Here is a 23,966-nt window from a genome sequence, read left to right as displayed (position 1 = left end):
AGGACCTTGACGTTCCTGCCGCCCGGTGGTGACGGCAGGGATAACGAAGTCGATGTCGATGTCGATGTCGATGTCGATGCCGGCTCCGGATACGGCCTGGCCGTGGCGGCGGTGCCGCTCAGCAGGGACGCCGCCATGGTCCCGGCCACCAGGACAGCGGCTGCGGCGCGGCGCGATCTCGACCGGTGATGTGGTGCGCTCTGCATGGTTCACACCCCTCTTGGGTCACAGGAACAGCGCCTGAAGCTAGACGGCTTTGCGTGGTTCGCCAATACCTATGGGCGGAATCCCACCATCTTTGTCCCGGGTGTGGATAAACGAAGATCCCTGCTCTACCGTGTGGCCGTCCCCGGGGACCCTCGCGCCCCATCCGCTTCCTCACGGCACTGGAGTGTCCGGAATGGCCATGGACAGAAGGAGCTTCAACCGGCGACTGCTGGCGGGTGGCGTGGTCGCCGCCACCGGGACAGCGTCATCAGCCGTGGCGTCCGCGCCCCCGGCCTCGTCCGCGGAATCGCCACCACCCACCGCACCGGCCGGAGGCCAGGTCCGCCATCTCAGGCTCTACGCCGAGACCCTGCCGAACGGTCAGATGGGATACGGCCTGGAGAAGGGCGGGGCCACCGTGCCGGGCCCGCTGATCGAACTGACCGAGGGCGACACGCTGCACATCGAGTTCGAGAACACCACGGACGTGGACGCCAGCCTCCATGTCCACGGCGTGGACTACGACGTCGCCAGCGACGGCACGCGCATGAACCACGGCCACGTGGAGCCCGGCGGCACGCGGACGTACACCTGGCGCACGCACGCGCCGGGCCGGCGCAAGGACGGCACCTGGCAGGCGGGCAGCGCGGGTTACTGGCACTACCACGACCACGTCGTGGGCACCGACCACGGAACGGGCGGGATCCGCAAGGGCCTCTACGGCCCGGTCGTGGTGCGCAGGAAGGGCGACATCCTGCCGGACAAGCAGTTCACGATCGTCTTCAACGACATGACGATCAACAACAGGGCCGCTCACGAGACCCCGAACTTCGAGGCGACGGTGGGCGACCGAGTCGAGATCGTCATGATCACGCACGGCGAGTACTACCACACGTTCCACATGCACGGTCATCGCTGGGCGGACAACAGAACGGGCCTCCTGACCGGCCCGGAGGACCCCAGCCGCGTCGTCGACAACAAGATCACCGGACCGGCGGACTCCTTCGGCTTCCAGGTCATCGCGGGCGAACACGTGGGCGCCGGCGCCTGGATGTACCACTGCCACGTGCAGAGCCACTCGGACATGGGGATGGCCGGTCTGTTCCTGGTCGCGAAGCCGGACGGCACGATCCCGGGCTACGAGCCGCACCACCCGGACCACGCCGCCGCGAAGGGCGCGGACGCGCCCGCGGGACACCACGCGCACCACTGAGCCGGTCCCCGAAGCGGGCGGGGCGGCCCAGGTCCACCGCCGGTCAGGGTCCCCGCCGTCACCCGTCAGGCGTCCCCGGCGTGCGCCCGCCGGTGGGACGGGAGAGGCTCGGGGACGGCAGGCACACCGGCTGGGCCCTTCCGTGCCGTAGCCTCCGGGACCCCCGCCGCTGGGAAGCGACGGGGGTCCTGGCCATGCCGGAGCCGGCCGGCGGACGGGGCCAGGGCCTGGGGCCTACAGCGTGATCCAGTAGCGGCGCTTGAGGCCCGCGCCGGTGGCGCGGACGTCCTCCAGGACGCCACCGTTGTGCTCGATGCTCCGCGCCGACCCGATGTTGTCGTCGTCGCACGTGACGAGGACCCGGTCCAGGCCCAGCGCACGCGCCTCGGGGAGAACCGCCCCGAGGGCCCACGTCGCCAGTCCGCGTCGCCGTGCGGAGGGCCGGATGCTGTAGCCGATGTGCCCGCCGACGTCGAGCAGAAAGGCGTTCAGGTAGTGCCGCACGTCGATGGCTCCCAGATAGCGGTCGTCCTCGACGATCCACCAATGCGTGGCGTGAACGCGCTCCTCTCCCACGGGAACCGACGTGTCCGACTGCTGTCGCAGCCGCGCGACCCACTCCGAGAAGACCTCGGGGCTGCCGAGGTCGCCGTCAGGCGCGAGGCGCAGGCCCGACCCGTCCTGGTGGGAACCGGGCCACTCGTCACGCGCCGCCAGCCATGAGGACTGCAACCGGCTTGTGGGGGCGATCAGTTCAGGCATGCGGCGGACGCTAGCACTTGTTCGTCGTCCGTGATCACCCATGGCTCGGGCCGGTACGGACCGTTGACCGCCCGGTTGGCCGCCGGCGGTGTCCGGCCGGCGGAGTGCGCCGGGGATGGTGCGTGGCCGGGCAGGCGGTCGAGGACGCCGAGCGGTGCTGCTTCGCGAACGCGTGGATCGGTGCGGAGAAGTGTGCGAAGCGCGCGGCGACCTGTCCGACGTGCCCGCTCAGGCCCGACCCGCCTGAGCGTGGCTCCGCCTCCCCGGGTCAAGGCTGTCCACCGAGACCCAGTTTCCGCACACCGAATGGCGAGAAGATCATGTGGCGGGCCCAGCCGTTGTGGATCAGCGCCACCTGAGACGGCAGCGGCACCACCGGATACAGGGCCCTGCCGCGCGACCAGTTCGCCAGCAGTCCCTCGGTGGTGTCGACCGCGGAGACGACCATCGTCACCTTCATCCGATCGTCGTCACCCCAGGTGTTCCACAGCGCCCAGCCCTCCGGCCTCGCCTCGACGCCGAGCCGGGTGCATGCCGCCTCGTAGCTTTCGGCCATGCCCGCCGGCATGACCTCCGGCCGGAGCAGTACGACGCCCGCGAGCCTCAGGAGCGGCCGATCCGCCTCTTCACCGAGGCAGCCGTCGCCTTGGAAATGGTAGCGGCGCAGCCCGCGGGCCAGCGCGTTCACCGTCCGTTGCAAGGCGGTGGCGTTTCCTTCCTCGGACGAGTACGAGAGCAGGCCCTCGCTCGACGCGGCGTCCCTGACGGCACGGGCAAGCCGCTCGATCTCGCGCAGATGGTCGAGCTCGGAGACCTCGGGTCGTGTCACGGGGGCCAGTGTTCCAACGGCCGATCGGCCCGGCACCCGGTTTTCCCGTCGGGCCGGACAGCGATCCGGTGGCTGCTGAAGGCGGTGCGCAGGGGCGAGCCGCGACGTTATGGGGGCGCCTGGAATAGATGTCATCATGCGATGTCTTCAGTTGGTGACGTCGACTGATGACATCGAGGAGAGTCGTGGGCAATCCCGCAACAACGGAGCCGCGGTCCGGGCGGCAGCGGGCGCTGGTTCCCGTGCTGGTCTCGCTCGGCATGCTGGTCGCCGTGGTCAGCAGCCTCGGCGCCCCGCTGGTGCCGACCATCGCCGCCGAGGAGCACGTCTCCCTCAACGACGCCCAGTGGTCGCTGACCGTCACGCTGCTGGTCGGCGCGGTGGTCACGCCGGTGATGGGCCGGCTGGGCGACGGTCCGCGCCGCCGGCCGGTGATCCTCGGCGCTCTGGCCGCGGTACTGGCCGGCTGTGTTCTGGCGGCGCTGCCGCTGGGCTTCGGCGCCCTGGTGACCGGGCGCGCACTGCAGGGACTCGGACTGGGCCTCACCCCGCTGGCCATCGCCACCGCCCGGGACGCCCTGCCGCCGGAGCGGGCGCGCCCCGCGGTGGCCCTGCTGTCGATCACCACCGTCGCCGGCGTCGGCCTGGGCTACCCGGTCACCGGGTTGATCGCGCAGTCCTTCGGGCTGTACGCGGGCTTCTGGTTCGGTGCGGCGGTGAGCGTCGCCGCGCTGGTGGCGGCCGTCGTGGTCCTGCCGCCGTCCCCGAGCCGTGCCGCGCCGCGGCTGGACGTGCCCGGCGCGGCGCTGCTGGGCGCAGGACTCGCCGGTTTGCTGCTCGCGCTGAGCGAGGCCGAGCTCTGGGGCTGGAACTCGGCGCGGCTGCTCGTCCTGGTCGGGGTCTGCGTGCTGCTGCTCGGGGCGTGGGTCGTGCACGAGCTGCGGACCGCGCAGCCGTTGGTCGATCTGCGCCTGACCAGGGACCGTACGGTGCTGACCGCCGATGCGACCGCGCTGGTGGCCGGCCTCGGGATGTACCTGCTGCTGTCGCTGGTCACCCGGTTCGTGCAGACGCCGCGCGAGGCCGGCTACGGATTCGGTGCCTCCGTTGCCGTCACCGGGCTGGTGCTGCTGCCGTTCTCCCTCGCCGGCATGGCCGCCGGCCGGATGGTGCCGTTGCTGGCCAGGCGCGCCGGGACCGCCCTCGTGCTGCCGCTCGGGTGCGCGGTCTCGCTGGCCGCCGTGCTCGCGTTCGCCCTCGTTCGCGGACAGCTCTGGGAGCTGTTCGCCATCATGGCGGTGGCCGGATTCGGGATCGGGTGGATGTTCGCCGTGATGCCCGGAATGATCGTGGGCTCGGTGCCCGCGCACGAGACGGGCAGCGCGATGAGCTTCAACCAAGTGCTGCGCTACGTCGGCTACTCCACCGGCAGCGTGCTGAGCGCCACCGTCCTGCAAGCCCACACGGCCACCGGGAGCGTGCTGCCCACGGGCGACGGTTACCGGACGGCCGCGCTGCTGGCCTGCGGGGTGTGGGTGGTCATGATCGTGGTGACCGCCGTCCTGCCGCCGCGGCACCGGCGTGGTGCGGTCGCGGCGACGGCACCGGGGGCGGCCGCCGCGCCTCGAACCGCAGGTGACGACGCGGCCCGGCAGAAGGCGGCGCGATGACCGACGGCACACCGTCCCGCAAACGGGACTCCGCGCGCAGCCGCGAACTGCTGCTCCGGGCGGCGGGCGAGCTCTTCAGCGAGCGCGGCTTCGACCGGACCACCATCCGCGACATCGGGGAGCGTGCGGGTGTCGACCCGGCGCTGATCGCCCGGTACTTCAACAACAAGAGCGGCCTGTACCTCGCGGTGCTGCGCACGGAGCTGGGCGACGCCACTCCGCCCGATCTGCTCGGACCCGAACGGCTCCGCGCTCTCCTGGAGCGTGCGGACCGGCGCGGCGCCGGCCCGGTCTTCCGGTCGACCGTGCAGGCCGAGGGCGACCCCGCGGTACAGGACGCCGCCCGCGCCCAGCTGTACGTGCGCCTGGTCGATCCGCTGCGCGAGCGGTTCGCCGCGAGCGGACTGGACCGGCCGCAACTGCGGGCCGAGATCGCGGTATCCGCCTTCATCGGGGTGCTGCTGGCCCGGGGCACGGGGACGCTCGACGAGCTCGCGGCAGCGGACCTCGACGACCTGGTGCCCCTGGTCCGCGCGACCCTGGAGGGCTTGGACACCTGACGGCAGGACGGGGGACAGCCGGGGGCGACGGGTGTGCGCCGCGGGCTCACTGCTCCAGCGGGCGGCTGCCGGGCGGGCTCGCCACCACGGTGCGCAGCGGAACGCCGCGGAACGTCTGGATGAGCACGATCACCGCACCGGCGGTCACGCACTGGTCGGCGAGGTTGAAGATCCCCGAATCGCCGAACTGGATGAAGTCCAGCACGGCGCCACGACCGAATCCGGGGGTGCGGAACACCCGGTCGGCGAGGTTCCCGCCCGCGCCCGCGAAGATCAGCCCGAGTCCGGCCGCCCACCCGGTGGACCGGACGGAGGGAGCGACCCGGGCGATGAGGACGAGCACGACGATCGCAAGGAGCGTGAACACCAGGGTCGCGCGGGGTGCGAAGGAGCCGGCCGCTCCCGGGTTCCGGAACGCGGTGAAGGTCAGCGCACCGCCCAGGGCGTGCCTGGGTTCATGGCCCTCGACGACGACCGCGGCGATCGCCTTCGTGATCTGGTCCACGGCGAATCCGGCCGCCGCAACCGTCCACAGCAGATACATCCGCCGCACTGCCCACCTCCTGATCGCCGACCGCCGTCCGTCGAGCGTACGCGCAGCTCGGGGTGAGGGGGGAAGCGCCCGGAGGAAGGCGGCGGCGGACAGGCCTCACCACGTCAGGGTCAGCGAACCCCCGACCGGCAGCGCGTGCCAGCGGTCGGCGTACTCGTCGAACCGGGACACGATCCGGTCGACCTCCGCGGGGATCTCGCCTGCCGGCACGTACGCGGGCAGCTCCCGCGCGTGGCCGTGCCGGACCTCCCACACCGGCAGGGCGATGGCCGCCAGCTGCTCGGACCGGGCCATGTCCGCCTGCGCCCGGGCGGACGGTCTGACCGGGTTCGACTTGCGGCGCCGCGCGGCCTTGGCGCGCTCCGCGGGGTCGGCGGGCCAGAACATGCCGTTGTCACCGGCGGCCAGCCTGCCGTACACCCCGAGTCCGATGCCCACCTCCGACTCGACCAGGAAGTGCACCAGGTCGTGCGGCAGATACCGGTGACCGCCGGGGCCGTTGCGCGGGGCGAGTTCCGCCCCGGTCTCCCGATGCACCGCGATGCCGTAGCTCGTACCGGGTCCCTTGGTGAAAACGACGCGCATGCCGGAACGGTAGGAGGTGGCGGCAGCCGGACGCACCTGGTTTTCGGCGGTGCCGGGGCGAGCCCCACCCGCCGCAAGCCGGTCGGCGTGGGTGACGCGTCGAACCGATGTGCGTGCGGCTGAGCACGACGGGTACGACGACCGTGACCACGAAGACGCGGCCCGGCGGTCCGAACGGGCAACCCGGTTCGGCTGGGCGGCGATCGCCGGGATCACAGGGGTGCTCGGCCGTGCGCTGATCGCCATGGCGGTCGTCTGCGCGGTCGCGGCCGTCGCGGGTCTCTACGTCGTGTTGGCGAGTCACCAGCGCTGGACGGCGGGCGCAGGCGCAGCACATAGGGTGGTGAGGTGGCCGATCAGCGAGACGACGCGCCCCGGACGGAGCGGCGGCCGGCCTGCTTCGCGCCCACCGAGGCGGTCGGCATGCCGCGACACACCTGCGGCCGGCAGGCGCGGGCCGGAGGCGGCCTAGGGTGCGTGCGGTTCCGGCTTCCGGCCCGGCTGTCCGGCGCCGTGGGCAGCCTCACGACGACCGAACTCGCCGACGGTGTCGTCCACGGCCGCGGCGGTCTCACCTGCCAGGCGGACCTGCGGGATGAGGCCGGTCCGATCACCCGCGCGCCCGGCCCCGACGACGAACGCCCCGCCCTCGTCACGATCACCCACGGCGGCCGCGCCTGTCCCGCCCGCGTCCTGCCCGGCCCCGTCCAGGTCGCCCGGCAATCCCGCGAGAAGGACCGCGCCGCGCGCGGGGTGCCCGCTGCCGGGCCGGCCGGTCACGGCGAACCGGAGGGGACGGCATGAGCCCGGCACCGCGCCGCATCGGCGCGACCGAGGTCCACCCCGTGGGCCTCGGCCTGGCGGCCCTGTCCTTCGACCGGGCCCATGATCCCGAAGGGGCGGCCCACGCCGTCACGGCGGCCCTCGACGCGGGCATTCGGCTTCTCGACACCGCCCGCGCCTACACCACGGCGACCGAGGACCGCCACAACGAACGCCTCGTCGCCCGCTCGCTGCGTGGCGTCCCCCCGGGCGACCGCCCGGTGATCTCCACCAAGGGCGGCCACTACCGCAGCGGGGACAGCTTCCCCGTCGACGGCCGTCCCGAGACGCTCCGCCGCGACTGCGAGGGCAGCCTCCGTGCCCTGGAGGTCGAACGGATCGACCTGTACCACCTGCACTGGCCCGACCCGCACGTCCCGATCACGGAAAGCGTCGGCGCCCTGGCCGAACTGCAGCTGCAGGGGAAGATCGGCCTGATCGGCCTGTCCAACGTCGACCTGGGGCAACTCATCCTGGCCCAGGACGAGGCGCCGGTCGCCGCCGTGCAGAACCCCTGGTCGGTCTTCGACCCCGGAGACCGCGAGGTGCTCGCGTACTGCGAGCGGGGCGGCATCGCCTTCCTCGCCTACTCCCCACTGCGGGGTATGAGCGCCGCCGGGCCCCATCTCGCCCGTGTGCTCGAGGACGTGGCGGCTCAGCACGACGCCACCACCGCGCGGATCGCCCTGGCCTGGCTGCTCGCACGGTCGCCGTCCCTGCTCGCGGTCTCCGGCGCCACGCGGCCGACGACGGTGCGCGACTCGGCGGCCGCCGCAACGACCACCCTGGCGCCGGATCACCTTCAGCTGCTGAACGGGGCCGCCGACGGGCCTGCGCGGGAAGGGCCCGGCTACTGAGCGACGGTGGTGCCGCGGGGTTCACCGGGTTCGCCTGACGGACGCGTCCGCGAGGCCGTCACCGGTTCGAGGAGCCGCCGCGGCCCGTTGAGCAGCGCGGACACAGGATCGCGCGCCGAGTCCGCCGCCGCGTCGAAGCCGGGACCGGGTTCGATGCGGATCTCCGGGACCGCCGCGACGGAGCCGCACGCCTGGCAGCGTCCCTCGTGGTCGAGCGGGCCTCCGTCCACGTCGTGGCGCAGGGCGCGCTTCACTCCGGCGGGGGAGTAGAAGGCGTCGCCCCAGGCCATCATGGCCCGCACGATCGGCCACAGGGCGATGCCCTTGTCGGTCAGCCGGTACCCGACGCTTCCCGCTCCGTCGTCGTCCCGGGTGAGCACGCCCTCCCGGACGAGGAGCTTGAGCCGGTTGGTCAGGACGGCGCGGGGGATCCCCAGCTGCGTGGCCAGGTCCCCGAACCGGCTCACCCCGTAGAAGGCGTCACGGACGATGAGGAGGGTCCACCGCTCGCCGATGACCTCCAGCGCTCGTGCCAGCGAGCAATTGGAATCGGGGTAGGTGCTGGGCAGGGTCATGTCCCCACTTTACCGCCGCATGGTTCACTCACTGAACTGCATGGGGTTACGGTGAAGGAGTTCAGTGACTGAACTGTCAACGTCCCTCCTGCTCGGAACCAGGGGCTGCGGGCACGGAAGCATGCGGCCGGCAGCCGGGAAGGTGTTCTGATGACCAACGACGACAGGCTGTTCCTGATCACCGGTGCGGCCGGCAAGACCGGCGTCGGAACGGTCGACCTGCTGCTGGAGCGCGGACACCGCGTCCGTGCCCTGGTGCGCCGCGAGGACGAGCGTTCCCGCAGGCTGGCGGAGGCCGGCGCCGAGATCGCCGTGGCGGACCTGCACGACCTCGACGGCGTGACCGCGGCTGTGCAGGGCGTCACCGGCGCCTACCTGTGTCACCCGATCCTCCCGGGCCTGATCGAGGCGACCGCCCTTTTCGCCCGGGCGGCGACCGGGGCGGGCGTCCGGTCCGTGGTCGACATGTCGCAGATCTCCGCCCGCCCGGATGCGGGCAGCGACGCCGCTCGGGAGCACTGGCTGGCCGAGCGCCTGCTGGACCGGACCGGCCTGCTCACGGCGCACATCCGGCCGACCTTCTTCGCCGAGTGGCTCCCGTCGTGGTGGGAGCGGCGCGAGGGGGAGGGCCGTCTCCGGCTCCCGTTCGGCGACGGGCGTCACGCCCCGATCGCCGCGGCTGACCAGTCCTACGTGATCGCCGCCCTGCTGCTCGACCCGGAGCCGTACGACCGCGCGATCCTCACCCTGCACGGCCCGGTCGAACTCGACCACCACGCCATCGCCCGGACCATGTCCGGGACGCTCGGCATCCCGGTGCGCTACGAGCCGATCAGCGTCGAGGAGTTCGCCTCGGCCATGACCGAACGCGGGATGCACCCGCACACCGTTCAGCACCTGAGCAACGTCGCTGTCGACTACCGGAACGGTGTCTTCGCCGGAACGAACGACAACGTCGAACGGATCGGTCACCGTGTGCCGCTGTCCGTCGAGCAGTTCACCGTCGCGCACAAGCACGACTTCGAGGCCAGCGGGCCCTACTTCGTCCCGGCCCCCTGACCGGGCCGGGTCACCGCGTCGCCCGCGTCGCGGGAACAACGAACGTGTCCATGAGGAGAAAAGCCTTGTCTTCCGTGCTCATCACCGGCGCTTCCCAGGGAATCGGCCGGGCCGTCGCCGTCGAACTGGCCCGTCGCGGCCATCGGGTGATCGCCACCGCTCGCCGGCCGGAAACGCTGGCCGACCTCCCCGTGGACCAGCGCCTGCGCCTCGACGTCACCGATCAGGACAGCGTCGACCAGGCCGTCAATGCCGCCGGCGAGGTGGACGTGCTGGTCAGCAACGCCGGATCGACGGTGCGCGCGCCGCTGGAGAGCGTCCCGCTCGCGGAGGTCGAACGGCTCTACCAGCTCAACACCTTGGGCGCGCTGCGCGTCGTCCAGGGGGTGCTGCCGGCGATGCGGGAACGAGGATCCGGCCGCCTCGTCTTCGTCTCCAGCATCCAAGGACGACTGGTACTGCCGATCATCGGCCCGTACGGCGCCAGCAAATGGGCGCTGGAGGCGATGGCGGAGACACTGGCCGTGGAAACGGGCCACTTCGGCATCAAGGTGAGCATCGTGCAGCCGGGGGCGGTGTCCACGAACGGCGCCCAGCAGGCCCCGTCGTTCATCGCGGAGGACAGCCCGTACGCGCCTCTGTACCGGCAACTCGCCGCTCTGCGCGGCGAGGTCATCACCCCGGAGGAGGTGGCCGCGGTCGTGGCCGACACGATCGAGCAGCCCGAGCCCGCCCTGCGCGTGCCCGCCGGCGCCCCCGCCGAACGAGTCCTGAAGGCCCGCAAGGAGGCGCCCGAGAGCGAGCCGTTCATGCCGGCCGCCATCGACTGGTAGCAGCCGGGGCGGGGCCAGGAGCATCACGCGGGTGAGGTTCGGCGTGCGGGGACGGGAGGGCGACCGGAAACGGTGTACGCCGTCCCGTCCCCGCCGAAGCGCCCGGCGCGCCCGCGGGCGGGCCGCCGGCTCACTTGTGCGAGACGGCCCGGGCCGATGCCCCGTCACCCGCGCGACCGTGGTCGGTGGCCCACGCGGACAGCAGCGTCAGGGCCTCGTCCGACGGCGAGCCGGGGTCGGCGAGGAATGCCAGCAGGGTCTGGTCCGCGTCGCCGGGAAAGGCCAGCGCCTCGGTGCGGAGCACGAGGTGGCCGACGACCGGGTGGTGCAGATGCTTGGTGTGGTGGCTGAACTGCACCACCTTCTGCGCGGCCCACCACCGGCGGAAGCGTTCGCTCTCCATCGACAACTCGCCCACCAGGTCGGCGGTACGCGGGTCCTCGGGATGGCGGGCGGCATCCATGCGCAGCGTGCCCACGAATTCTGAGGCGACCTTCTCCCAGCGCTCGCCGAACAGTGATCGCGCCGTCTCGTCGAGCACGATCCAGCGCGTGGCGTTGCGCTGCCGGGCGGGCATCGCGTCGAAGTCGGCGAGCAGCGCACGCCCCATCCGGTTGACCACCAGGATGTCGGTCCGGCGCCCCAGCACCAGGGCCGGGGTGTCCTCGAGCCGGGCGAGGAGCGCGTGGATCCCCGGGCGTACCTTCTGCACGGCACGCGAGGCCCGGCGGCGCCCTCCGGTCACCGGACGGGCCACCGCGTTCAGATAGCTGCGTTCCGCCGGGTCGAGCCGGAGGGCGTTCGCCAGGGCGTCGAGGACGGAGTCCGAGGGAGTGATCGGCCGGCCCTGCTCCAGACGCGTGTAGTAGTCGACGCTCACACCGGCCAGCGCCGCGAGTTCCTCCCGGCGCAGCCCGGGGACGCGCCGTGGCGCCATGTCGTGCAGACCGAGTCGCTCGGGATCCATCGCCGCGCGCCGGGCGCGCAGGAACTCGCTGAGCCCTTCGTTCCGCTCCATACCCCCATGGTCCCTCCCGCCGGGGCGTCGTGTCCCGGCGAAGGTGGTCCTGCGGATCCCAGGAAGCGGCGGGCCGGTCCGGCGGCCCTCACGGCCGTCCGCCGGCGTTCTGCTGGAGTACGCGGACGCCGGTCCCTCGGTCCCGCATTCCAAGCCGCCGTGCGCAGCGCACGGCCTTCCACAGGGAGTTCCCCATGACTTCGACCTGGCTCATCACCGGCGCGACCTCGGGCTTCGGCCGCATGGTCGCCGAGCGAGCGCTCGCGGGCGACGCCCACGTCATCGCCGTCGGGCGCCGCGGCGACCGACTCGCGGAGCTGGCGGACCACGCCCCGCAGGGGAGGGTCACCACGATCCGGCTGGACATCACCGAACCCGCCGCGGAGCAGGTGATCGCCGACGCCGTGCGGACGGCGGGCGGGCTGGACGTCCTGGTGAACAACGCCGGCTACGGGCTGTTCGGCTCCGTCGAGCAGATCGACGCGGACCAGGCGCGCGCGCTCTTCGACACCAACGTCCTGGCCAACTTCGCCGTCCTGCGCGCCACCCTCCCGGCGCTGCGCGCGTCCCGCGGCAGGGTCGTGCAGATCTCCTCGGTGAACGGCCAGTGCGCATGGGCCTCGTCGGGCCTCTACTCGGCCTCCAAGGCCGCCGTGGATCTCGCCGGCGAAGCACTCGCCCGTGAACTCGCCCCCACGGGCGTGCGGGTGAGCATCGTCGAACCCGGCATCTTCGCCACCGAGTTCGCCACCAGCCTCCACGTCGTCCTCCCGGACGACGTCTACGCCCCGACCGTCGGGAAGTTCCTGGCCGACTTCTCCGCGCTGCCCCCGTCGGCGTACGGCAACGCCGAGAAGGTGGCGGACGCGATCATGACGGTCGCGACGATGGAGGAGCCGCCCCTGCGCCTGGCCGTCGGCGCGGACGCCGTGGAGCGGATCCGGGAGTCGCTGCGCGCCCGCCTCGCCGAGCTCGAGCGCTGGGAGTCGTTCTCGACCGGACCGGTCGGCCGGACCGTCTGACGAGGGCCGGCCCGGGCCGGGCCGGGCCGGCGGTGACGGGGGAGCTCTCCTGCCCCGAACGCACGGGAGCGTCCGGGGCAGGAGGGCCCGGCGGCGGGTTCCGGCCGTGGGTTCCGCCGCGCGTCAGGTGGCCCAGACCTGGAACTCCGAGAGCTGACCGGCCGGCCAGCCGGTGTTGGCGCCGATGGTCAGGCGGAAGTAGCGCTGGGTGGTGGCGGGGAAGGTGATCGTGACGGTGTTGTCCGCCGCGGGGTCGAAGGTGTAGGCCGCCGAGGACGTGACGGTGGTGAGGTTCGAGCCGTCGGTACTGCCCAGGACGGACAGCGTCTGGGTCCGCGCGCCCCAGCCGGCGGGCAGTTGCAGCACGATTCGGGACGCGCTGCGAGCCGACCCCAGGTCGACCTGGACCCACTGCGGGAACGCGTTGTTGGCGCTCTCCCAGTAGGTCGACCGGGAGCCGTCGGTCACGTTCGACGAGGGATAGACGTCGGTGTGGCTCGACTCGCTGGTCGGGCGTCCCGCGGCCAGGTTGACGTTCGTGCCGCCGGTCCCGGTGCCCGACAGGGGGACGGTGGTCGGGCTGTTGGCCGCGTTGCCGGTGACGGTGACCGTACCCGTGCGGGTGCCGGTGGCCGTCGGGGTGAAGGTGACGCTGACCGTGCAGGAGGCCCCGGCGGCGAGGGACGATCCGCAGGAGTTGGTCTGCGCGAAGTCACCGCCGGCGGTGATCGAGGTGATCGAGGCCGCGGCGCCGCCGGAGTTGGTGACGGTGACCGACTGCGCGGCGCTGGTGGTGTTCAGCGCCTGGCCGCCGAAGGCGAGCGAGGCGGGGGAGGTCGTCAGACTGGCCGGCGGGGTGCCCCCCGCCGCCGTGAAGGTGAGGGAGTTGACGTTCCAGCCCCCGTTGTCCTGGTTGAGCGTCAGGACCTGGCGGCCCGCGGGCAGAGTCACCCGTGCGGTGACGGTGGCCCAGATCTGCCAGTCGCCGGTGGCGGGCACGTCGACGGCGCCGCTGAGATCGGCACCGGAAGCGTTGGACAGGTGCAGGGCACCCGCCACCGCCGAGGGGGCAGCCAGACGCAGGCCCACCGTGTACGTCCCCGCCGCGGCGACGTCGACGGTGTAGCGGAACCACTGCCCGCTCCCGGTCCAGCCCAGGTTGTGACCGCCGCCGGTGTCCGAGGTGGTCTCGAGGTCGACGCCGTCGGCCCGGTAGCCGTTGGCGTTGCCGTTGACGCTGGTGACGTTGTAGGCCACGCCCTGGCCGCCGGTGTCGTAGTTCTCCGCCTGCACGGTGCCGGGGATCGCGGCGGGGGTGCCGCCGTACGGGCCCTGGGGTGCGGAGGGCTCCCAGTTGTTGCCGTTCAGGGTGGCCGAGAAACCGGCGGAGTTGTTGACGAAGGCCGTGGCGCCGGGGTGCAGGCCCGTGACGGTGTTGCCGGTGATGGCGGCGGAGCCGCTCGGCGCGGGGTAGAACGGCGGGGACACGGCGATGCCGTTGCGGCCGGGGCCGGTGACGGTGTTGCTCTGCAGCAGGGTGTTCGTCGACGTGGAGAAGCCGATTCCGTCGTAGAGCGAGTCCGCGACCGTGTTGCCGGTGGCGGTGACGTGGTCGACGATCCCGGTGTTCTGTCCGTCGCCGCCGTTGCCGATGTGCAGGGCCGGCTGCCCCTGGCTGTAGGCGTTGCCGCCGGAGCGGACGACGGTGTTGTCGGAGACCGTCGCGGACAGCAGGTCACTGCCGTTGACACCGAACCGGCCGGCGCCCAGGCCGATGTAGCGGGCGGTGTCGCTGATGTAGTTGCCGGTCACGTGGTGGCCGCTGCCGCCGTAGATCCCGATGCCCTTGCCGCCCCACGGTGCGATCGAGGTGTTGTTGCTCACCGTGACGTTCGTCATGGGCTGGTAGAACGTCTGGGAGCCGTCGCCGTTGGTGTTGTAGTGCACGGAGTTGATGGCGATGGCGTCGTCCCCGGTGCCGCGGACGAAGTTGTTCGTGACGGTCAGGTTGTTGCCGGTGTCGGCGCCGAGCGACACGTTGTTGACGTTGATGCCGTCCGCCCAGATCGCCGTCAGCCTGCTGTTGCGGACGGTGCCGCCGGTGCCCGAGGCCCAGAAACCGGACATGGTGTGCTGGGTCCAGATGCCGTCGGCCACCCAGTTGGTGCCGGTGGTGTCCATCGCGCCGCCGTCGCCGCCGATGGTGCTGCGGCTGATCGCGTTGGCGTCGACGTGGAAGTTCTGCACGGTGCAGGAGGTCACGTCGAACAGCGCCGCCAGCGGGGTGCTGTTGGGGACCGGTACATCGCGGTAGACCGTGCTGTACCACATGCCCGCGCCCGCGATGGTGATCCCCTGCGCGGTCAGGCCGGCGGTGCCCTTCACGTAGAAGGTGCCCTGCGGGATCCAGAGGATCTTGCCCTGCGACTGCGCCTGGTTGATGCAGTTCTGGATCGCGGCCCGGCTGTCCACGGCCTGGCTGTCGGCCGCCCCGTTGGTCGGGTTGGTGTCCGGGACCGCGCCGCAACTGGTGATCGAGACCGAGTTCGCCGGCTGGGAGAGCGGCGCCGGCGGGTTCTCCACGTCGACGGAGTCCACGTCGTAGAAGGACGCGCCGTTGGCGGCGTCCTTGCGGAGCGAGAAGGTGGCTCCGGCCGGGATCGGCGCGCCGGTGACGAAGGCGTGCGACTCGTCCCAGAAGACCCGGGGACTGCCGTCCGCCGGGTTCTGGTTGTCGCTGGTGTTGTAGTTGTTGTTGCCCTCGTACACCCAGGTCTGCTTGGAGTTGAGGTTGAGGGCCTGCCGGAAGACGCCGTTCACGTACAGGTTCAGCGTCGCCGTCGTGCCGCCGCCGGAGGCCGAGTCGGGGATGCTCGCACGGACGTTGAGGAAACTGATGGGCGCTCCGGTGGTGTTCGTCCACTGCACGGAGCTGCCGGTGCCGGTCAGGTGCGCGTACGCGTGGCCGGATGCTTCGAGGGCGGCGCTGGAGTACTGCGTCGTGGGGGGTGCCGTCAGCGACGTGACGGTGGCACCGCCGCCGGTCGCACCCGCTTCGGCCTCGTAGATCCGGAACGCCGTGGTCGCGCCGGCCGTGGCGGCGGCGTCCGAGGCCTGCCGGGCCGCGGACGCCGTGTGGCCGGCCCGGGGGGTCTCGGGCGCCGGGGCGCGGTGGGGCGCGGCAGCCGCGGGTAACGCCGAAACGCACACAGCGGCGACCGCTGCGAGAGCGATCGCCGCCAACCTGTGCCCGGCGTGGTGGGGGCCACGCGAAGGTCTGGGGATCGCCCGCATCTGAAGCTCCTTCAGGAACGTGGAGGACCGGCGTCCCGAACGTACAGACCGCCCTCGGCCCCCGCAAGGTTCTGAGCAAGCAGGGCAAAATCCCGGCACATCGATGAAAGATTGACACCCACGCCCCGGTGTCGGAGCCGGCCGCCGTCACCGGGTCGGCGGAGCTGACCGGCAAGTGCCGTCCATGACACGGGTGTTCATTCGAAGGCAGCGGACGGTGCACTCATGTGGCGTGGGTAGACTCCGGCGAACACATGCTGGGACGACGAGTCGGGGCGGGTGGCTGTGTCGAAGGGGTCCGGGCCGGGCGAGTCCGTGGTCGTGCGGGAGCACGAGGAGGCGGCCCCGGGCGAGGAGACGCGTCCCACCCCGGCGGCCGAACGCATCCTGCTGTTCACCGACGCCGTGGTGGCCATCGCGATCACGCTGCTCGCCCTCGAACTGCCGCTGCCCCACGGGCAGACGAACTCGGAATTGTGGCACTCGGCCGGCGAGGGCCGCAGTGAGTACCAGTCGTTCCTGATCAGCTTCGCGGTCGTCTGGGCCCACTGGTCGTCACACCGCGGGATCTTCCGCGCGGTACGGGGTTTCGACAGCGTCCTCAGCGCGCTCAACGGCCTGTGGCTGCTGATGGTCGTGCTGATCCCCTTCGCCATGAAGGTGCTGGCCGCGGACGGCGCGTTCCAGGCGCGGTTCGGCTTCTTCGCGGTGATCCAGACGATCGCAGCCCTGCTCTTCGCCCTGATGGCCCGGCACATACCGCGAGCCGGGCTGGCCGGCCCGGGGGTGCCGCCCGGGACCTTCCCCCTCTCGGTGGCGAAGAGCATCGCCATCGCCGCGTGCTTCGCCGTGTCGGTGCCGGTCTCCCTGACCGGCGAATGGGCCTATCTGTGCTGGGGAGCGGCGCCGTTCGCCACCCGCCTGGTGGCGCGTTGGCGATCACGAGCCTGACTGTTCCGGAGCGCCGGGGGTGAACCCGTGACAGCAGGCACTGATGCCGGCCGCGGCGGCGGGAAGTAGGCTGCCCCGGCTCGGCCTTGTCACATGGGCAGGCCTGCCGGGGGTGGTCGACCTGATGGCTCGTCAATATCCGGTGGCCCGCCGGGTCGGCAGGGCACTGACCGTGGTCACGGCCGCGGCGGTCGCCCTGACGCTGGTGCTGCTGTCCCCCTTCGCGCCGGCGGAGGTCTCCGGCTCCAAGAACGTGGACTGGAGCCGGCTGAGCCAGATCGGCGCGGCGTACGGTTTCACGTCGGCGATCGTCTCGGCGCTGGCGCTGGCGCTGGCCGGCGTCGCGGTGTCACTGATCGTTCAGAACCGGGTTCCGGGGACATCGCAGGTGTGGCGAGCGGCGGCCGGCGCCCTGGTCGGCCTGGGTGCCGGATGGGCACTCGGATCGCGGATGCGCCTCCGGCGCCAGGGCCTCATCGGCGGCTTGCGGCACGTCGTCAGAAACCGGGCATCGACTCCACCCACTGGGCGCGCCAGGCGGGGCGGGTGAACGGGTCCGCGAAGTACTGGGTCTCGTGGACGACCTTGCCGTCAAGGAACTCCATGATGCTGACGGTGGACGCGGGTTTCCCGTCGTAGTCGATCACGTATTCGGTGATCCAGAGATCCCCGTTGCCGAGAATCCTGCGGATGGTGAAGTCGAGCTCGGCGGGATGGTGCGAGCGCAGCGCCTGCAGATTGGCGCGGCCGTGGATGCGCTCGCCGGACTGGAGATAGTCGGTGATCACGTCGGCGTGGTAGATCTCGTGCTCCGCGTCCTGGTCCCCGGCGGCGGACGCCGCCCAGTGCCGGTCCAGCGCCGTGCGGGTCTCCCGGTCCCCCATCGCGTTCCCTCCGATCACAGCGGTGTCGGACGAGATCCCTTCCCGAAGTCCCAGCCTCATCGGCGACCAGCCTACTCTCGCCCCACAGCGGTCGCGCGGTGTGCGGCTCCCGCTCCCACGTTCCAGGCCGGCGCACGGAGCCGTCGCCGACCCGGCGCGTCACCCGCGGGTCGCCGTCGGTCGCGGCGGCCCGGCGGCCGCCTTCGACCGCCGTCCGTTCCGGGCGCCGGCTCGGGCGAATGAGCCGACGAGGCCCACCGGCGGATGGATGCGAGGGAGGCCACCAGGAGCCTGGTCCAGACAGTGTGAGCCTTCCTGACGGGCTGCCGGGGACGTCCTCGAAGCCGATGTCCTGGCGCCCGACGATGCGTCACCGCGACCCGGGGTGTCCGGGGTGCTCGTCGGCGTTGTGCCGGACGAGGCGGCCTTCGGTGAGCGGGAGCACCTCCACGAGGTGCCGGTGGTCGGCCGACGTAAAAGCTCGCTCTACGGCGTGTCCTCGACGGCCAGGGCGTACATCTTCCTGTCCTCACCGGCCACATAGACGATGCCGTCGGCCACGGCGGGTGCCGAAGTGACATCTCCGTCGAGCGCGTAGGACCACCGGACCTTTCCGGAGGCCGCATCCACCGCGTACAGCCTGACGTCGCCCGCGTAGACCGTGCCGCCGTCCACTGCGGGGCCCGTCGCGAAGGCGTCATCCGTGAGCCGGGCGAGCCACCGCTTGTCACCGGTGGCGGCGTCGATCGCGGCGAGCTTCCCGGCCGGCCGCGTGTCCCCGACCGGCCCGGCAGCCCGGCCGAACACCACATCGCGGGTGGCCGCCTGCACGTCGACGTCGTCGTTCGCCCACTTGAGTTCGCCGCTGGCGGCGTCCAGGGCGTACGAGGTGTGACGGTAGTCGCTGTACACGTACACAGTCCCGCCGGCGACGGTGGGGGTCGTGTCGAGATAACTTCTGGTGTTGTACGCCCACTTCTTGGCACCCGTGGCCGCGTCGAGCGCGTACAGGCGGTAGTCGTAGCTGCTGATGTAGACCTGACCGCCGGCCACCGCGGGGGAGGACTCGATCTTCTCGGCGGTGCGATAGGTCCATTTCTCCTTGCCGGTGACGGCGTCCACCGCGTGGAGCTTGCCGTCGACGGTCCCGAAGTACACCACGCCGTCGGCCACGGCCGGAGTGGAGTAGACCCCGAAACCCGTGAAGAATTTCCACTTCGGCCGACCGGTCGCCGCGTCCAGTGCGTACAGATCCCCGTCCTTGCCGCCGGCGTACACGGTGCCCTCGCCGACCGCGGGCGACGCGTCGTGCCAACTGGGGGCGGCGTAGGTCCACTTCGTCCGACCGGTGGCTGCGTCCCAGGCGTACACCTTGCCGTCGTCAGCGTTGGCGTACACGATCCCGCCGGCCACCACCGGCCTGGCCGACACCTTCCCCTCGAGAGCGGCGGCCCACAGTCTCTTCACGCGCGGTTTTTTGACGGTGTCCACGGCGGTCGGCTGCTCGCCCTTCCGGTGGTCACCCCCCGCGACCCAGGCGGCGACCCCCACACCCGCACCGACCGTCAAGAGCGCCACCGCGCAAGCCGCGACCAGGCGACGCGACGTACGCCGCGAGGAACCGTCCCGCGCCGCCCGCTCCGCGCCGGGGGGCACCACTTCGCTGCCCGCACCCGCCTCATCAGTGGCGGCCGGATCCGACGACTCCGCCCCGTCCGACGCGACGCCTTCCGGGGCATCCCCGCCCGCATCCACCTCGGTGAGCGGCGCCGTGCGTGCCGCCCGCGCCTTCACCGAAACCGCCGTCGACGTCGCGGCCCCGGCGGACACCACGGCCCGAAGCCGGTCGCGAACCTCGCCGGCGGAAGCAGGCCGGTCCTCGGGCTTCTTCGCCAGCAGCTGCGCGACCAGCGCATCGAGAGCCTCGGGCACCTCCGGCCGCCGAACGCTCGGCGCATCCGGGACCCGGTGCACATGGGCGAACATCAGGGCACTCGTCGACAGGTCCCCGAACGGACTGCTGCCCGTGAGGAGCTCGTGCAGAACGCATCCGAGCGCGTACAGGTCGCCCCGGGCGTCCTGCCGGCCGTTGTCGAACCGCTCCGGCGGCATATAGGCCAAAGTGCCCATGACGCGGGTGTTCGACAGAGTCCCCGTGTCGAGATGACGGGCGATACCGAAGTCCAGGACCTTCACGCCCCCGGACTCGGTGAGCATCACATTCGCCGGCTTCAGGTCCCGATGGACGATCCCCGCCGCATGCGAGGCCGCCAGAGCGTCGGCGATCCGGGCGGTCCACTCGACCGCCTCGGTGATCGAAGGGGTCCCGGTCTCCCGCAGCACCTGCCCGAGGTTCCGGCCCCCCACGAGTTCCATCACCAGGAGCAGCGTCCCGTCGGCGTCCTGACCCAGATCGAAGACCGTGACCACACCCGGATGATTGAGCGCGCCGGCGGTCCGCGCCTCCCGGAAGAACAACTGCGCCGCGTCATCACCCGTCAGATGCGACTGCAGCAGCTTGACCGCGACCTCACGACCGATGACCCGGTCATGGGCGGACCACACCTCGCCCATGCCGCCACGGCCCAACCGGGACCGCAACTCGTATCGGCCCGCCAGAACACGCCCCACACCAACCCCCACCGGTCACCCCCGTCCAGCTCCACCGGACTCGGAAGCCGGACCACGGCATGGTATCGGCCACGTCGCCCTGAAGGCCCCGGAGGACGGACAGCGACCGGTCCTCCGGGGAGGCGGCAGGCAGCATGGATCGTGCTGGTCCGGAACTGTATCGTCGCCGCATGCCCGAACGGATCGCACCCACGGTGCGACTGCACTCCGCCTGGCTCGAGGCCCATCGCGACTGAGGTCCCGATCCGTACGTGGGGGCGTGACCATCGCGGCGGCATAAGTCGATGCGGGAGCTGGAGCGCAAGCACGGTGTGAGGTGGCGGACGGTCCGGAAGGCGCTGGATTCGTTCTGGCCGGATACGCGCAGGAAGCCGCCGCCAGAGCCACCACGCCGGACCAGTACAAGTCGGCTGCCTGATCGGGGACTCCGGCACCGGCACGTCCTTTCCCACATGCTCATCGCCCTGGGCACCGACTCCTACCGCCTCGCCACCACCCGCGCACAAGCCGAAGAGCCGGCCAAGGCCGGCTGAACTCAGGGCGACCACACATACGGCGTCGTCGTGGTGACCGCGTGCAGACCGAGGCGGGTGAGGATCGGGGCGCTGTCAGCTGAGGCGTCGACATAGACGTAGCGGACATCGCGGGCAGCAGCGAGTTGTGCTCGGTGGGCGACCATGGCCCGATAGATGCCGCGCCCCCGCCATTCCTTGAGCGTTGAGCCGCCCCACAGGCCACCGAAGTCGACGCCGTCCTTGAACACCAGCCAGGCGGCGCAGACGACTTCGGCGCGTGCCTCGGCGACGAGGACGATGGTGTTCTCTGGGGCGTTGTCGATCCGCGCGGCCAGGTCGTCGGCGAGCCAGCCCCAGTCCTCGCCCCAGACTGCACTCTCCATAGCGGCGATGCGCTGGAGGTCTGACCTGGCGGTGACACGGCGGAGCGTCACGCCGTCGGGCAGGACAGGGTCTGCGGCAAGGTCTGCGGACCGCCCGACAAGCACGGTCTCGCTGTCCTCGGCGAAGAAGCCGGCCGCCGTGAGCCGGTCGGTGAGGTCGGCAGGGAGATCATGGCCGCGAGTCTTCCATTCGACCGCCTCACCACGGGCAGCGTAGAAGTCTCGCTGCCGCGCTATGAGCGTGTCGAGTTCCGCTCCGCGCACACCGAGGTCGCGTGGGCCCGTGACGAAACCACGGTGCCACCCGACGACACGGGTCAACGGGCCGTCCTTCTCGATGCGAGCACTGCCGCCAGGCGGGGTGACACCACGGAGCTGGGCGTCATACGCAGTGCGGAGTTCGTCGATCAGAGTGTCCTTCACCCGAACACCGTACGGACCGGGTCAAGCGATTAAACGCCGGCCGAGACCACGCGAACATCGGGGGCTTCACTCTCTCTGCCACTACCGGCCTTGACGGCCAGCCGCCCTGCGGGTGACTGGCCGTCTCCCACGTTCGCATCCCCACAGTGCCGTCGTTTCTCATCCACATTCCAGAGCCGGTTGATCACCAACCGCCTCCGGAAACCCTTGGACAAACGCTGTCCTCGGAGATCAACGAAGCCAGGTGCGGCCACATCGGCTACGGCATCCGGCCGTCCTCACGCCGCCGGGGACTGGCCGTATGGGCACGTGGCCGGATGCTCGACGAGGCACGCGTACGGGGCCTGGGGCGGTCGCTGCTCCTCTGCGGGGCCGGCAACATTGCGTCGGCGAGGACGATCGACCGCAACGGCGGCGTGCTCGACGGCGTCCGGGACACCGAGCACGGTGCCGTGCGACGGCACCGGATCACCTTCCCGCCGGAGATCCAGCCGCCGCGCTGATCCACAAGGGAGCACATCCCAGCACGTCGCCGGGGCCGTGGGCCGGGCTCCCGCCTCAGCCCTGGTCGTCCCAATCCTCGTCTTCCTCGTCGTGCCCGGCCCACATCTCGTCGACGCTCGGCGTGCACACCCACCCGGCGTTCAGCACCAGCCGCGAGGTCCTGTGCACCGCGAGGAAACCGATCGGCCCGGCGAACTCGACGGCCACGCGCTTCGCTGTCGCGGGCGGCACGCCCCCGGCCGCGAAGCCGAACGCGGTCACGGCGGCGGATCGGTAGCCGAGGGCGGAGAAGGAGGCCGCCACCGTCTGACCCGCGGCGCCCACGGCCAGGGGATTCCTGCTGATGCCGGGGAAGTGCCCGCGGGAGGTGTCCACGGCCAGGGCGAGCCCGAACAGTTCGGCATGGTCGAGCAGATCGTGATGTGCCGTCACCTCAAACGGGACCACGGTCACGTCCAGGGACGGCTGCCGGTCCCAGCTGCACACGCGGGAGACCGTGACCCCGGGGCCCGGCTCCCCGTACGGCAGGCGATCGCCGGGAACGGCCGGGTGGGCACGCCGCAGGGCTCCGATGCCCGCCGCCAGCACCTCGCCGCCGCCCGTACCCGCCTCTCCGCGCAGCAGGTGCACGTCGATCCCACCGGTGCCCAGCACCTTCAGTACGGTCACCGGACCGCAAGGAGCCGCCACGACCTCGGTCCGGTCCAGCAGCGCGGTCTCGCGGTAGAGGACACCGCTGACCTCCGTGAACGGCCGGAGCCAGTCCGTCCTGACCGTCAGCGCACCGGCCAGCACCAGCTCGGTCTCCTCGTCGAAGGGGATCGGCAACCCGGGGACCAGACCGCCTGTCCGCTTGTCGGCCCAGGCGTCCATGGCCGCGCGGTCAGCGGCCACATCCCCGCTGAGCATCCCGTGCGAGGCCGGCGGAAGCATGCCCACCCACCCGGGCTCCAGCGGCAGGGTCGCCTTGCTCCACAGCCCGACAGCGGCGGCCACGCCAGGCAACCCGTCCATGCGCGCCAACAGCCGGCCCGCGGCCTCGGCGGCCTCGCCGGCCCCGATTCCGGTGGCCCGTTCGAGGTCGTCCCGCGCGGGCCCGCCCGACCCCGCCGCCAGCAGGGCCAGGAGGGGCCACACCCCCGCGGCGGAGAGCACCGTCTCCCGGCCCGGCCGCAGCGCCTGACCCGCCCACCCCGCGGTCAGCGTGTTGACCGCCCGGACCGCCGTCGCATCTCCCATGGCTCGCGATCATGGCAGCATCTCGGACCCGCCACCCCGGTTCCCGGAAATCGGAGCGGCCCCACTGCCTCCGGCGGCGCGGGATCGCCGCCCCTGAGAACGGTGGCGTTCGAGGCTTTTGCGGCGAGTGTGGGGCGCGACGCGGCGTATGTGGTGGCGGAGGAACTGGATCATCGGGTAAGTAGATACCCGGGGGCCCAGCAACGGGGTCCGCCGACGCACCGTGCCGGTGCGTCGCAGCAGCATGATGTGAGGGACGAACACAGTGGCTTCAGGCGTCGTGAAGTGGTTCAACTCGGAGAAGGGCTTCGGCTTCATCGCTCAGGACGGGGGAGGGCCGGACGTGTTCGCCCACTACTCCAACATCTCCGGCAACGGCTACCGCGAGCTCGTCGAGGGTGAGCAGGTCACCTTCGACGTGACGCAGGGACAGAAGGGCCCGCAGGCGGAGAACATCGTCCGCGGCTGACTCCTGCCCCTCCGGGCGGGACCCGGGGGGGGGGGGGGGGGGGGGGGGGGGGGGGGGGCCCCCCGCGGCCCCCCCCCCCCCGCCCCCCGCCCCCCCCCCCCCCCCCGG

General features: G+C 71.8%; 24 protein-coding genes. 13 read left to right on the top strand and 11 right to left on the bottom strand.

The window, feature by feature from the left end:
* Positions 1-6: 6 nt before the first annotated feature.
* Both ACIP98_RS03525 and ACIP98_RS03520 read left to right on the top strand, forming a co-directional pair.
* Positions 7-189, top strand: coding sequence for a hypothetical protein (locus ACIP98_RS03525; RefSeq protein ID WP_401973510.1), 183 nt, complete (start codon positions 7-9; stop codon positions 187-189).
* A 217-nt stretch (positions 190-406) separates the two neighbouring features.
* A complete protein-coding gene (locus ACIP98_RS03520; protein WP_401973508.1) occupies positions 407-1,420 on the top strand; it encodes a multicopper oxidase domain-containing protein in 1,014 nt (337 codons plus the stop codon).
* 234 nt (positions 1,421-1,654) lie between these two features.
* On the opposite strand, the gene ACIP98_RS03515 is transcribed toward ACIP98_RS03520, so the two are convergent.
* On the bottom strand, positions 1,655-2,182 hold the full coding sequence (locus tag ACIP98_RS03515) for a GNAT family N-acetyltransferase (protein ID WP_401973506.1): 528 nt from the start codon (positions 2,180-2,182) through the stop codon (positions 1,655-1,657).
* Between the two features lie 268 nt (positions 2,183-2,450).
* Positions 2,451-3,011 (bottom strand): hypothetical protein, encoded by a 561-nt coding sequence (locus tag ACIP98_RS03510; RefSeq protein WP_401973504.1) that lies wholly within the window; start codon positions 3,009-3,011, stop codon positions 2,451-2,453.
* Positions 3,012-3,196: 185 nt separating this feature from the next.
* Between ACIP98_RS03510 and ACIP98_RS03505 the strand changes: the two genes are divergently transcribed.
* Together ACIP98_RS03505 and ACIP98_RS03500 are read left to right on the top strand one after the other, a co-directional pair.
* On the top strand, positions 3,197-4,681 hold the full coding sequence (locus tag ACIP98_RS03505) for an MFS transporter (RefSeq protein WP_401973503.1): 1,485 nt from the start codon (positions 3,197-3,199) through the stop codon (positions 4,679-4,681).
* Positions 4,678-5,241 (top strand): TetR family transcriptional regulator, encoded by a 564-nt coding sequence (locus ACIP98_RS03500; RefSeq protein ID WP_319662404.1) that lies wholly within the window; start codon positions 4,678-4,680, stop codon positions 5,239-5,241. The genes ACIP98_RS03505 and ACIP98_RS03500 overlap by 4 nt, the downstream gene beginning before the upstream one ends.
* A 46-nt stretch (positions 5,242-5,287) precedes the next feature.
* Here the strand turns inward: ACIP98_RS03500 and ACIP98_RS03495 are convergent, their stop codons facing one another.
* Both ACIP98_RS03495 and ACIP98_RS03490 read right to left on the bottom strand, forming a co-directional pair.
* The gene (locus ACIP98_RS03495) at positions 5,288-5,785 is read right to left on the bottom strand and encodes a signal peptidase II (protein WP_401973962.1); all 498 of its coding nucleotides are present in this window, start codon (positions 5,783-5,785) and stop codon (positions 5,288-5,290) included.
* 105 nt (positions 5,786-5,890) lie between these two features.
* Positions 5,891-6,379 carry a hypothetical protein gene (locus tag ACIP98_RS03490; protein ID WP_401973500.1) on the bottom strand — a complete coding sequence of 163 codons (489 nt, stop codon included), beginning with the start codon at positions 6,377-6,379 and terminating at the stop codon, positions 5,891-5,893.
* Between the two features lie 348 nt (positions 6,380-6,727).
* On the opposite strand from ACIP98_RS03490, the gene ACIP98_RS03485 reads away from it, so the two are divergent.
* Together ACIP98_RS03485 and ACIP98_RS03480 are read left to right on the top strand one after the other, a co-directional pair.
* On the top strand, positions 6,728-7,183 hold the full coding sequence (locus tag ACIP98_RS03485) for a MarR family transcriptional regulator (protein WP_401973499.1): 456 nt from the start codon (positions 6,728-6,730) through the stop codon (positions 7,181-7,183).
* Positions 7,180-8,058 (top strand): aldo/keto reductase, encoded by an 879-nt coding sequence (locus ACIP98_RS03480; RefSeq protein ID WP_401973497.1) that lies wholly within the window; start codon positions 7,180-7,182, stop codon positions 8,056-8,058. The genes ACIP98_RS03485 and ACIP98_RS03480 overlap by 4 nt, the downstream gene beginning before the upstream one ends.
* Here ACIP98_RS03480 and ACIP98_RS03475 read toward each other — a convergent pair.
* On the bottom strand, positions 8,052-8,633 hold the full coding sequence (locus tag ACIP98_RS03475) for a helix-turn-helix domain-containing protein (RefSeq protein ID WP_319662400.1): 582 nt from the start codon (positions 8,631-8,633) through the stop codon (positions 8,052-8,054). The two genes, ACIP98_RS03480 and ACIP98_RS03475, sit on opposite strands and share 7 nt — an antisense overlap.
* A gap of 150 nt (positions 8,634-8,783) precedes the next feature.
* Between ACIP98_RS03475 and ACIP98_RS03470 the strand changes: the two genes are divergently transcribed.
* Together ACIP98_RS03470 and ACIP98_RS03465 are read left to right on the top strand one after the other, a co-directional pair.
* Positions 8,784-9,692: an NmrA family NAD(P)-binding protein gene (locus ACIP98_RS03470; protein ID WP_319662399.1), complete on the top strand. Its 909-nt coding sequence runs from the start codon at positions 8,784-8,786 to the stop codon at positions 9,690-9,692.
* 74 nt (positions 9,693-9,766) lie between these two features.
* Positions 9,767-10,525 (top strand): SDR family oxidoreductase, encoded by a 759-nt coding sequence (locus ACIP98_RS03465; RefSeq protein WP_319662490.1) that lies wholly within the window; start codon positions 9,767-9,769, stop codon positions 10,523-10,525.
* Positions 10,526-10,655: 130 nt separating this feature from the next.
* Here the strand turns inward: ACIP98_RS03465 and ACIP98_RS03460 are convergent, their stop codons facing one another.
* The gene (locus ACIP98_RS03460; protein WP_401973495.1) at positions 10,656-11,543 is read right to left on the bottom strand and encodes a helix-turn-helix domain-containing protein; all 888 of its coding nucleotides are present in this window, start codon (positions 11,541-11,543) and stop codon (positions 10,656-10,658) included.
* Positions 11,544-11,737: 194 nt separating this feature from the next.
* Between ACIP98_RS03460 and ACIP98_RS03455 the strand changes: the two genes are divergently transcribed.
* Positions 11,738-12,565, top strand: coding sequence for an SDR family oxidoreductase (locus ACIP98_RS03455; RefSeq protein WP_401973494.1), 828 nt, complete (start codon positions 11,738-11,740; stop codon positions 12,563-12,565).
* A 123-nt stretch (positions 12,566-12,688) separates the two neighbouring features.
* On the opposite strand, the gene ACIP98_RS03450 is transcribed toward ACIP98_RS03455, so the two are convergent.
* Positions 12,689-15,859: a discoidin domain-containing protein gene (locus ACIP98_RS03450; protein WP_401973492.1), complete on the bottom strand. Its 3,171-nt coding sequence runs from the start codon at positions 15,857-15,859 to the stop codon at positions 12,689-12,691.
* A gap of 279 nt (positions 15,860-16,138) precedes the next feature.
* On the opposite strand from ACIP98_RS03450, the gene ACIP98_RS03445 reads away from it, so the two are divergent.
* Together ACIP98_RS03445 and ACIP98_RS03440 are read left to right on the top strand one after the other, a co-directional pair.
* The gene (locus ACIP98_RS03445; protein WP_401973491.1) at positions 16,139-16,810 is read left to right on the top strand and encodes a TMEM175 family protein; all 672 of its coding nucleotides are present in this window, start codon (positions 16,139-16,141) and stop codon (positions 16,808-16,810) included.
* Between the two features lie 43 nt (positions 16,811-16,853).
* The gene (locus ACIP98_RS03440) at positions 16,854-17,360 is read left to right on the top strand and encodes a hypothetical protein (protein WP_401973489.1); all 507 of its coding nucleotides are present in this window, start codon (positions 16,854-16,856) and stop codon (positions 17,358-17,360) included.
* Here ACIP98_RS03440 and ACIP98_RS03435 read toward each other — a convergent pair.
* The 3 genes from ACIP98_RS03435 to ACIP98_RS03425 form a co-directional block, all read right to left on the bottom strand.
* Positions 17,308-17,754, bottom strand: coding sequence for a nuclear transport factor 2 family protein (locus ACIP98_RS03435; RefSeq protein WP_401973487.1), 447 nt, complete (start codon positions 17,752-17,754; stop codon positions 17,308-17,310). The genes ACIP98_RS03440 and ACIP98_RS03435 overlap by 53 nt on opposite strands.
* A 426-nt stretch (positions 17,755-18,180) precedes the next feature.
* Positions 18,181-20,325: a PQQ-binding-like beta-propeller repeat protein gene (locus tag ACIP98_RS03430; RefSeq protein WP_401973485.1), complete on the bottom strand. Its 2,145-nt coding sequence runs from the start codon at positions 20,323-20,325 to the stop codon at positions 18,181-18,183.
* 535 nt (positions 20,326-20,860) lie between these two features.
* Positions 20,861-21,646 carry a GNAT family N-acetyltransferase gene (locus tag ACIP98_RS03425; RefSeq protein WP_401973484.1) on the bottom strand — a complete coding sequence of 262 codons (786 nt, stop codon included), beginning with the start codon at positions 21,644-21,646 and terminating at the stop codon, positions 20,861-20,863.
* A gap of 317 nt (positions 21,647-21,963) precedes the next feature.
* On the opposite strand from ACIP98_RS03425, the gene ACIP98_RS03420 reads away from it, so the two are divergent.
* On the top strand, positions 21,964-22,149 hold the full coding sequence (locus tag ACIP98_RS03420; RefSeq protein ID WP_401973482.1) for a hypothetical protein: 186 nt from the start codon (positions 21,964-21,966) through the stop codon (positions 22,147-22,149).
* Between the two features lie 55 nt (positions 22,150-22,204).
* Here the strand turns inward: ACIP98_RS03420 and ACIP98_RS03415 are convergent, their stop codons facing one another.
* Entirely contained in the window at positions 22,205-23,389 is a 1,185-nt protein-coding gene (locus ACIP98_RS03415) for a serpin family protein (protein ID WP_401973480.1), read from the bottom strand.
* Between the two features lie 265 nt (positions 23,390-23,654).
* On the opposite strand from ACIP98_RS03415, the gene ACIP98_RS03410 reads away from it, so the two are divergent.
* Entirely contained in the window at positions 23,655-23,858 is a 204-nt protein-coding gene (locus ACIP98_RS03410; RefSeq protein ID WP_319662387.1) for a cold-shock protein, read from the top strand.
* The last annotated feature ends 108 nt before the right edge of the window (positions 23,859-23,966 follow it).

The organism is Streptomyces sp. NPDC088354 (assembly GCF_044753585.1).
Classification (GTDB): Bacteria; Actinomycetota; Actinomycetes; order Streptomycetales; family Streptomycetaceae; genus Actinacidiphila.
Note: the sequence above shows the minus strand (reverse complement) of the source record. Positions and strands in the feature narration are given on the sequence as shown.

Coding starts and splice junctions, on each gene's coding strand:
- ACIP98_RS03520 (WP_401973508.1), top strand. CDS start 407: ATGGACAGAAGGAGCTTCAACCGGCGACTGCTGGCGGGTGGCGTGGTC.
- ACIP98_RS03515 (WP_401973506.1), bottom strand. CDS start 2,182: ATGCCTGAACTGATCGCCCCCACAAGCCGGTTGCAGTCCTCATGGCTG.
- ACIP98_RS03500 (WP_319662404.1), top strand. CDS start 4,678: ATGACCGACGGCACACCGTCCCGCAAACGGGACTCCGCGCGCAGCCGC.
- ACIP98_RS03495 (WP_401973962.1), bottom strand. CDS start 5,785: ATGTATCTGCTGTGGACGGTTGCGGCGGCCGGATTCGCCGTGGACCAG.
- ACIP98_RS03490 (WP_401973500.1), bottom strand. CDS start 6,379: ATGCGCGTCGTTTTCACCAAGGGACCCGGTACGAGCTACGGCATCGCG.
- ACIP98_RS03480 (WP_401973497.1), top strand. CDS start 7,180: ATGAGCCCGGCACCGCGCCGCATCGGCGCGACCGAGGTCCACCCCGTG.
- ACIP98_RS03475 (WP_319662400.1), bottom strand. CDS start 8,633: ATGACCCTGCCCAGCACCTACCCCGATTCCAATTGCTCGCTGGCACGA.
- ACIP98_RS03470 (WP_319662399.1), top strand. CDS start 8,784: ATGACCAACGACGACAGGCTGTTCCTGATCACCGGTGCGGCCGGCAAG.
- ACIP98_RS03460 (WP_401973495.1), bottom strand. CDS start 11,543: ATGGAGCGGAACGAAGGGCTCAGCGAGTTCCTGCGCGCCCGGCGCGCG.
- ACIP98_RS03455 (WP_401973494.1), top strand. CDS start 11,738: ATGACTTCGACCTGGCTCATCACCGGCGCGACCTCGGGCTTCGGCCGC.
- ACIP98_RS03450 (WP_401973492.1), bottom strand. CDS start 15,859: ATGCGGGCGATCCCCAGACCTTCGCGTGGCCCCCACCACGCCGGGCAC.
- ACIP98_RS03440 (WP_401973489.1), top strand. CDS start 16,854: ATGCCGGCCGCGGCGGCGGGAAGTAGGCTGCCCCGGCTCGGCCTTGTC.
- ACIP98_RS03435 (WP_401973487.1), bottom strand. CDS start 17,754: ATGAGGCTGGGACTTCGGGAAGGGATCTCGTCCGACACCGCTGTGATC.
- ACIP98_RS03420 (WP_401973482.1), top strand. CDS start 21,964: ATGCTCGACGAGGCACGCGTACGGGGCCTGGGGCGGTCGCTGCTCCTC.
- ACIP98_RS03415 (WP_401973480.1), bottom strand. CDS start 23,389: ATGGGAGATGCGACGGCGGTCCGGGCGGTCAACACGCTGACCGCGGGG.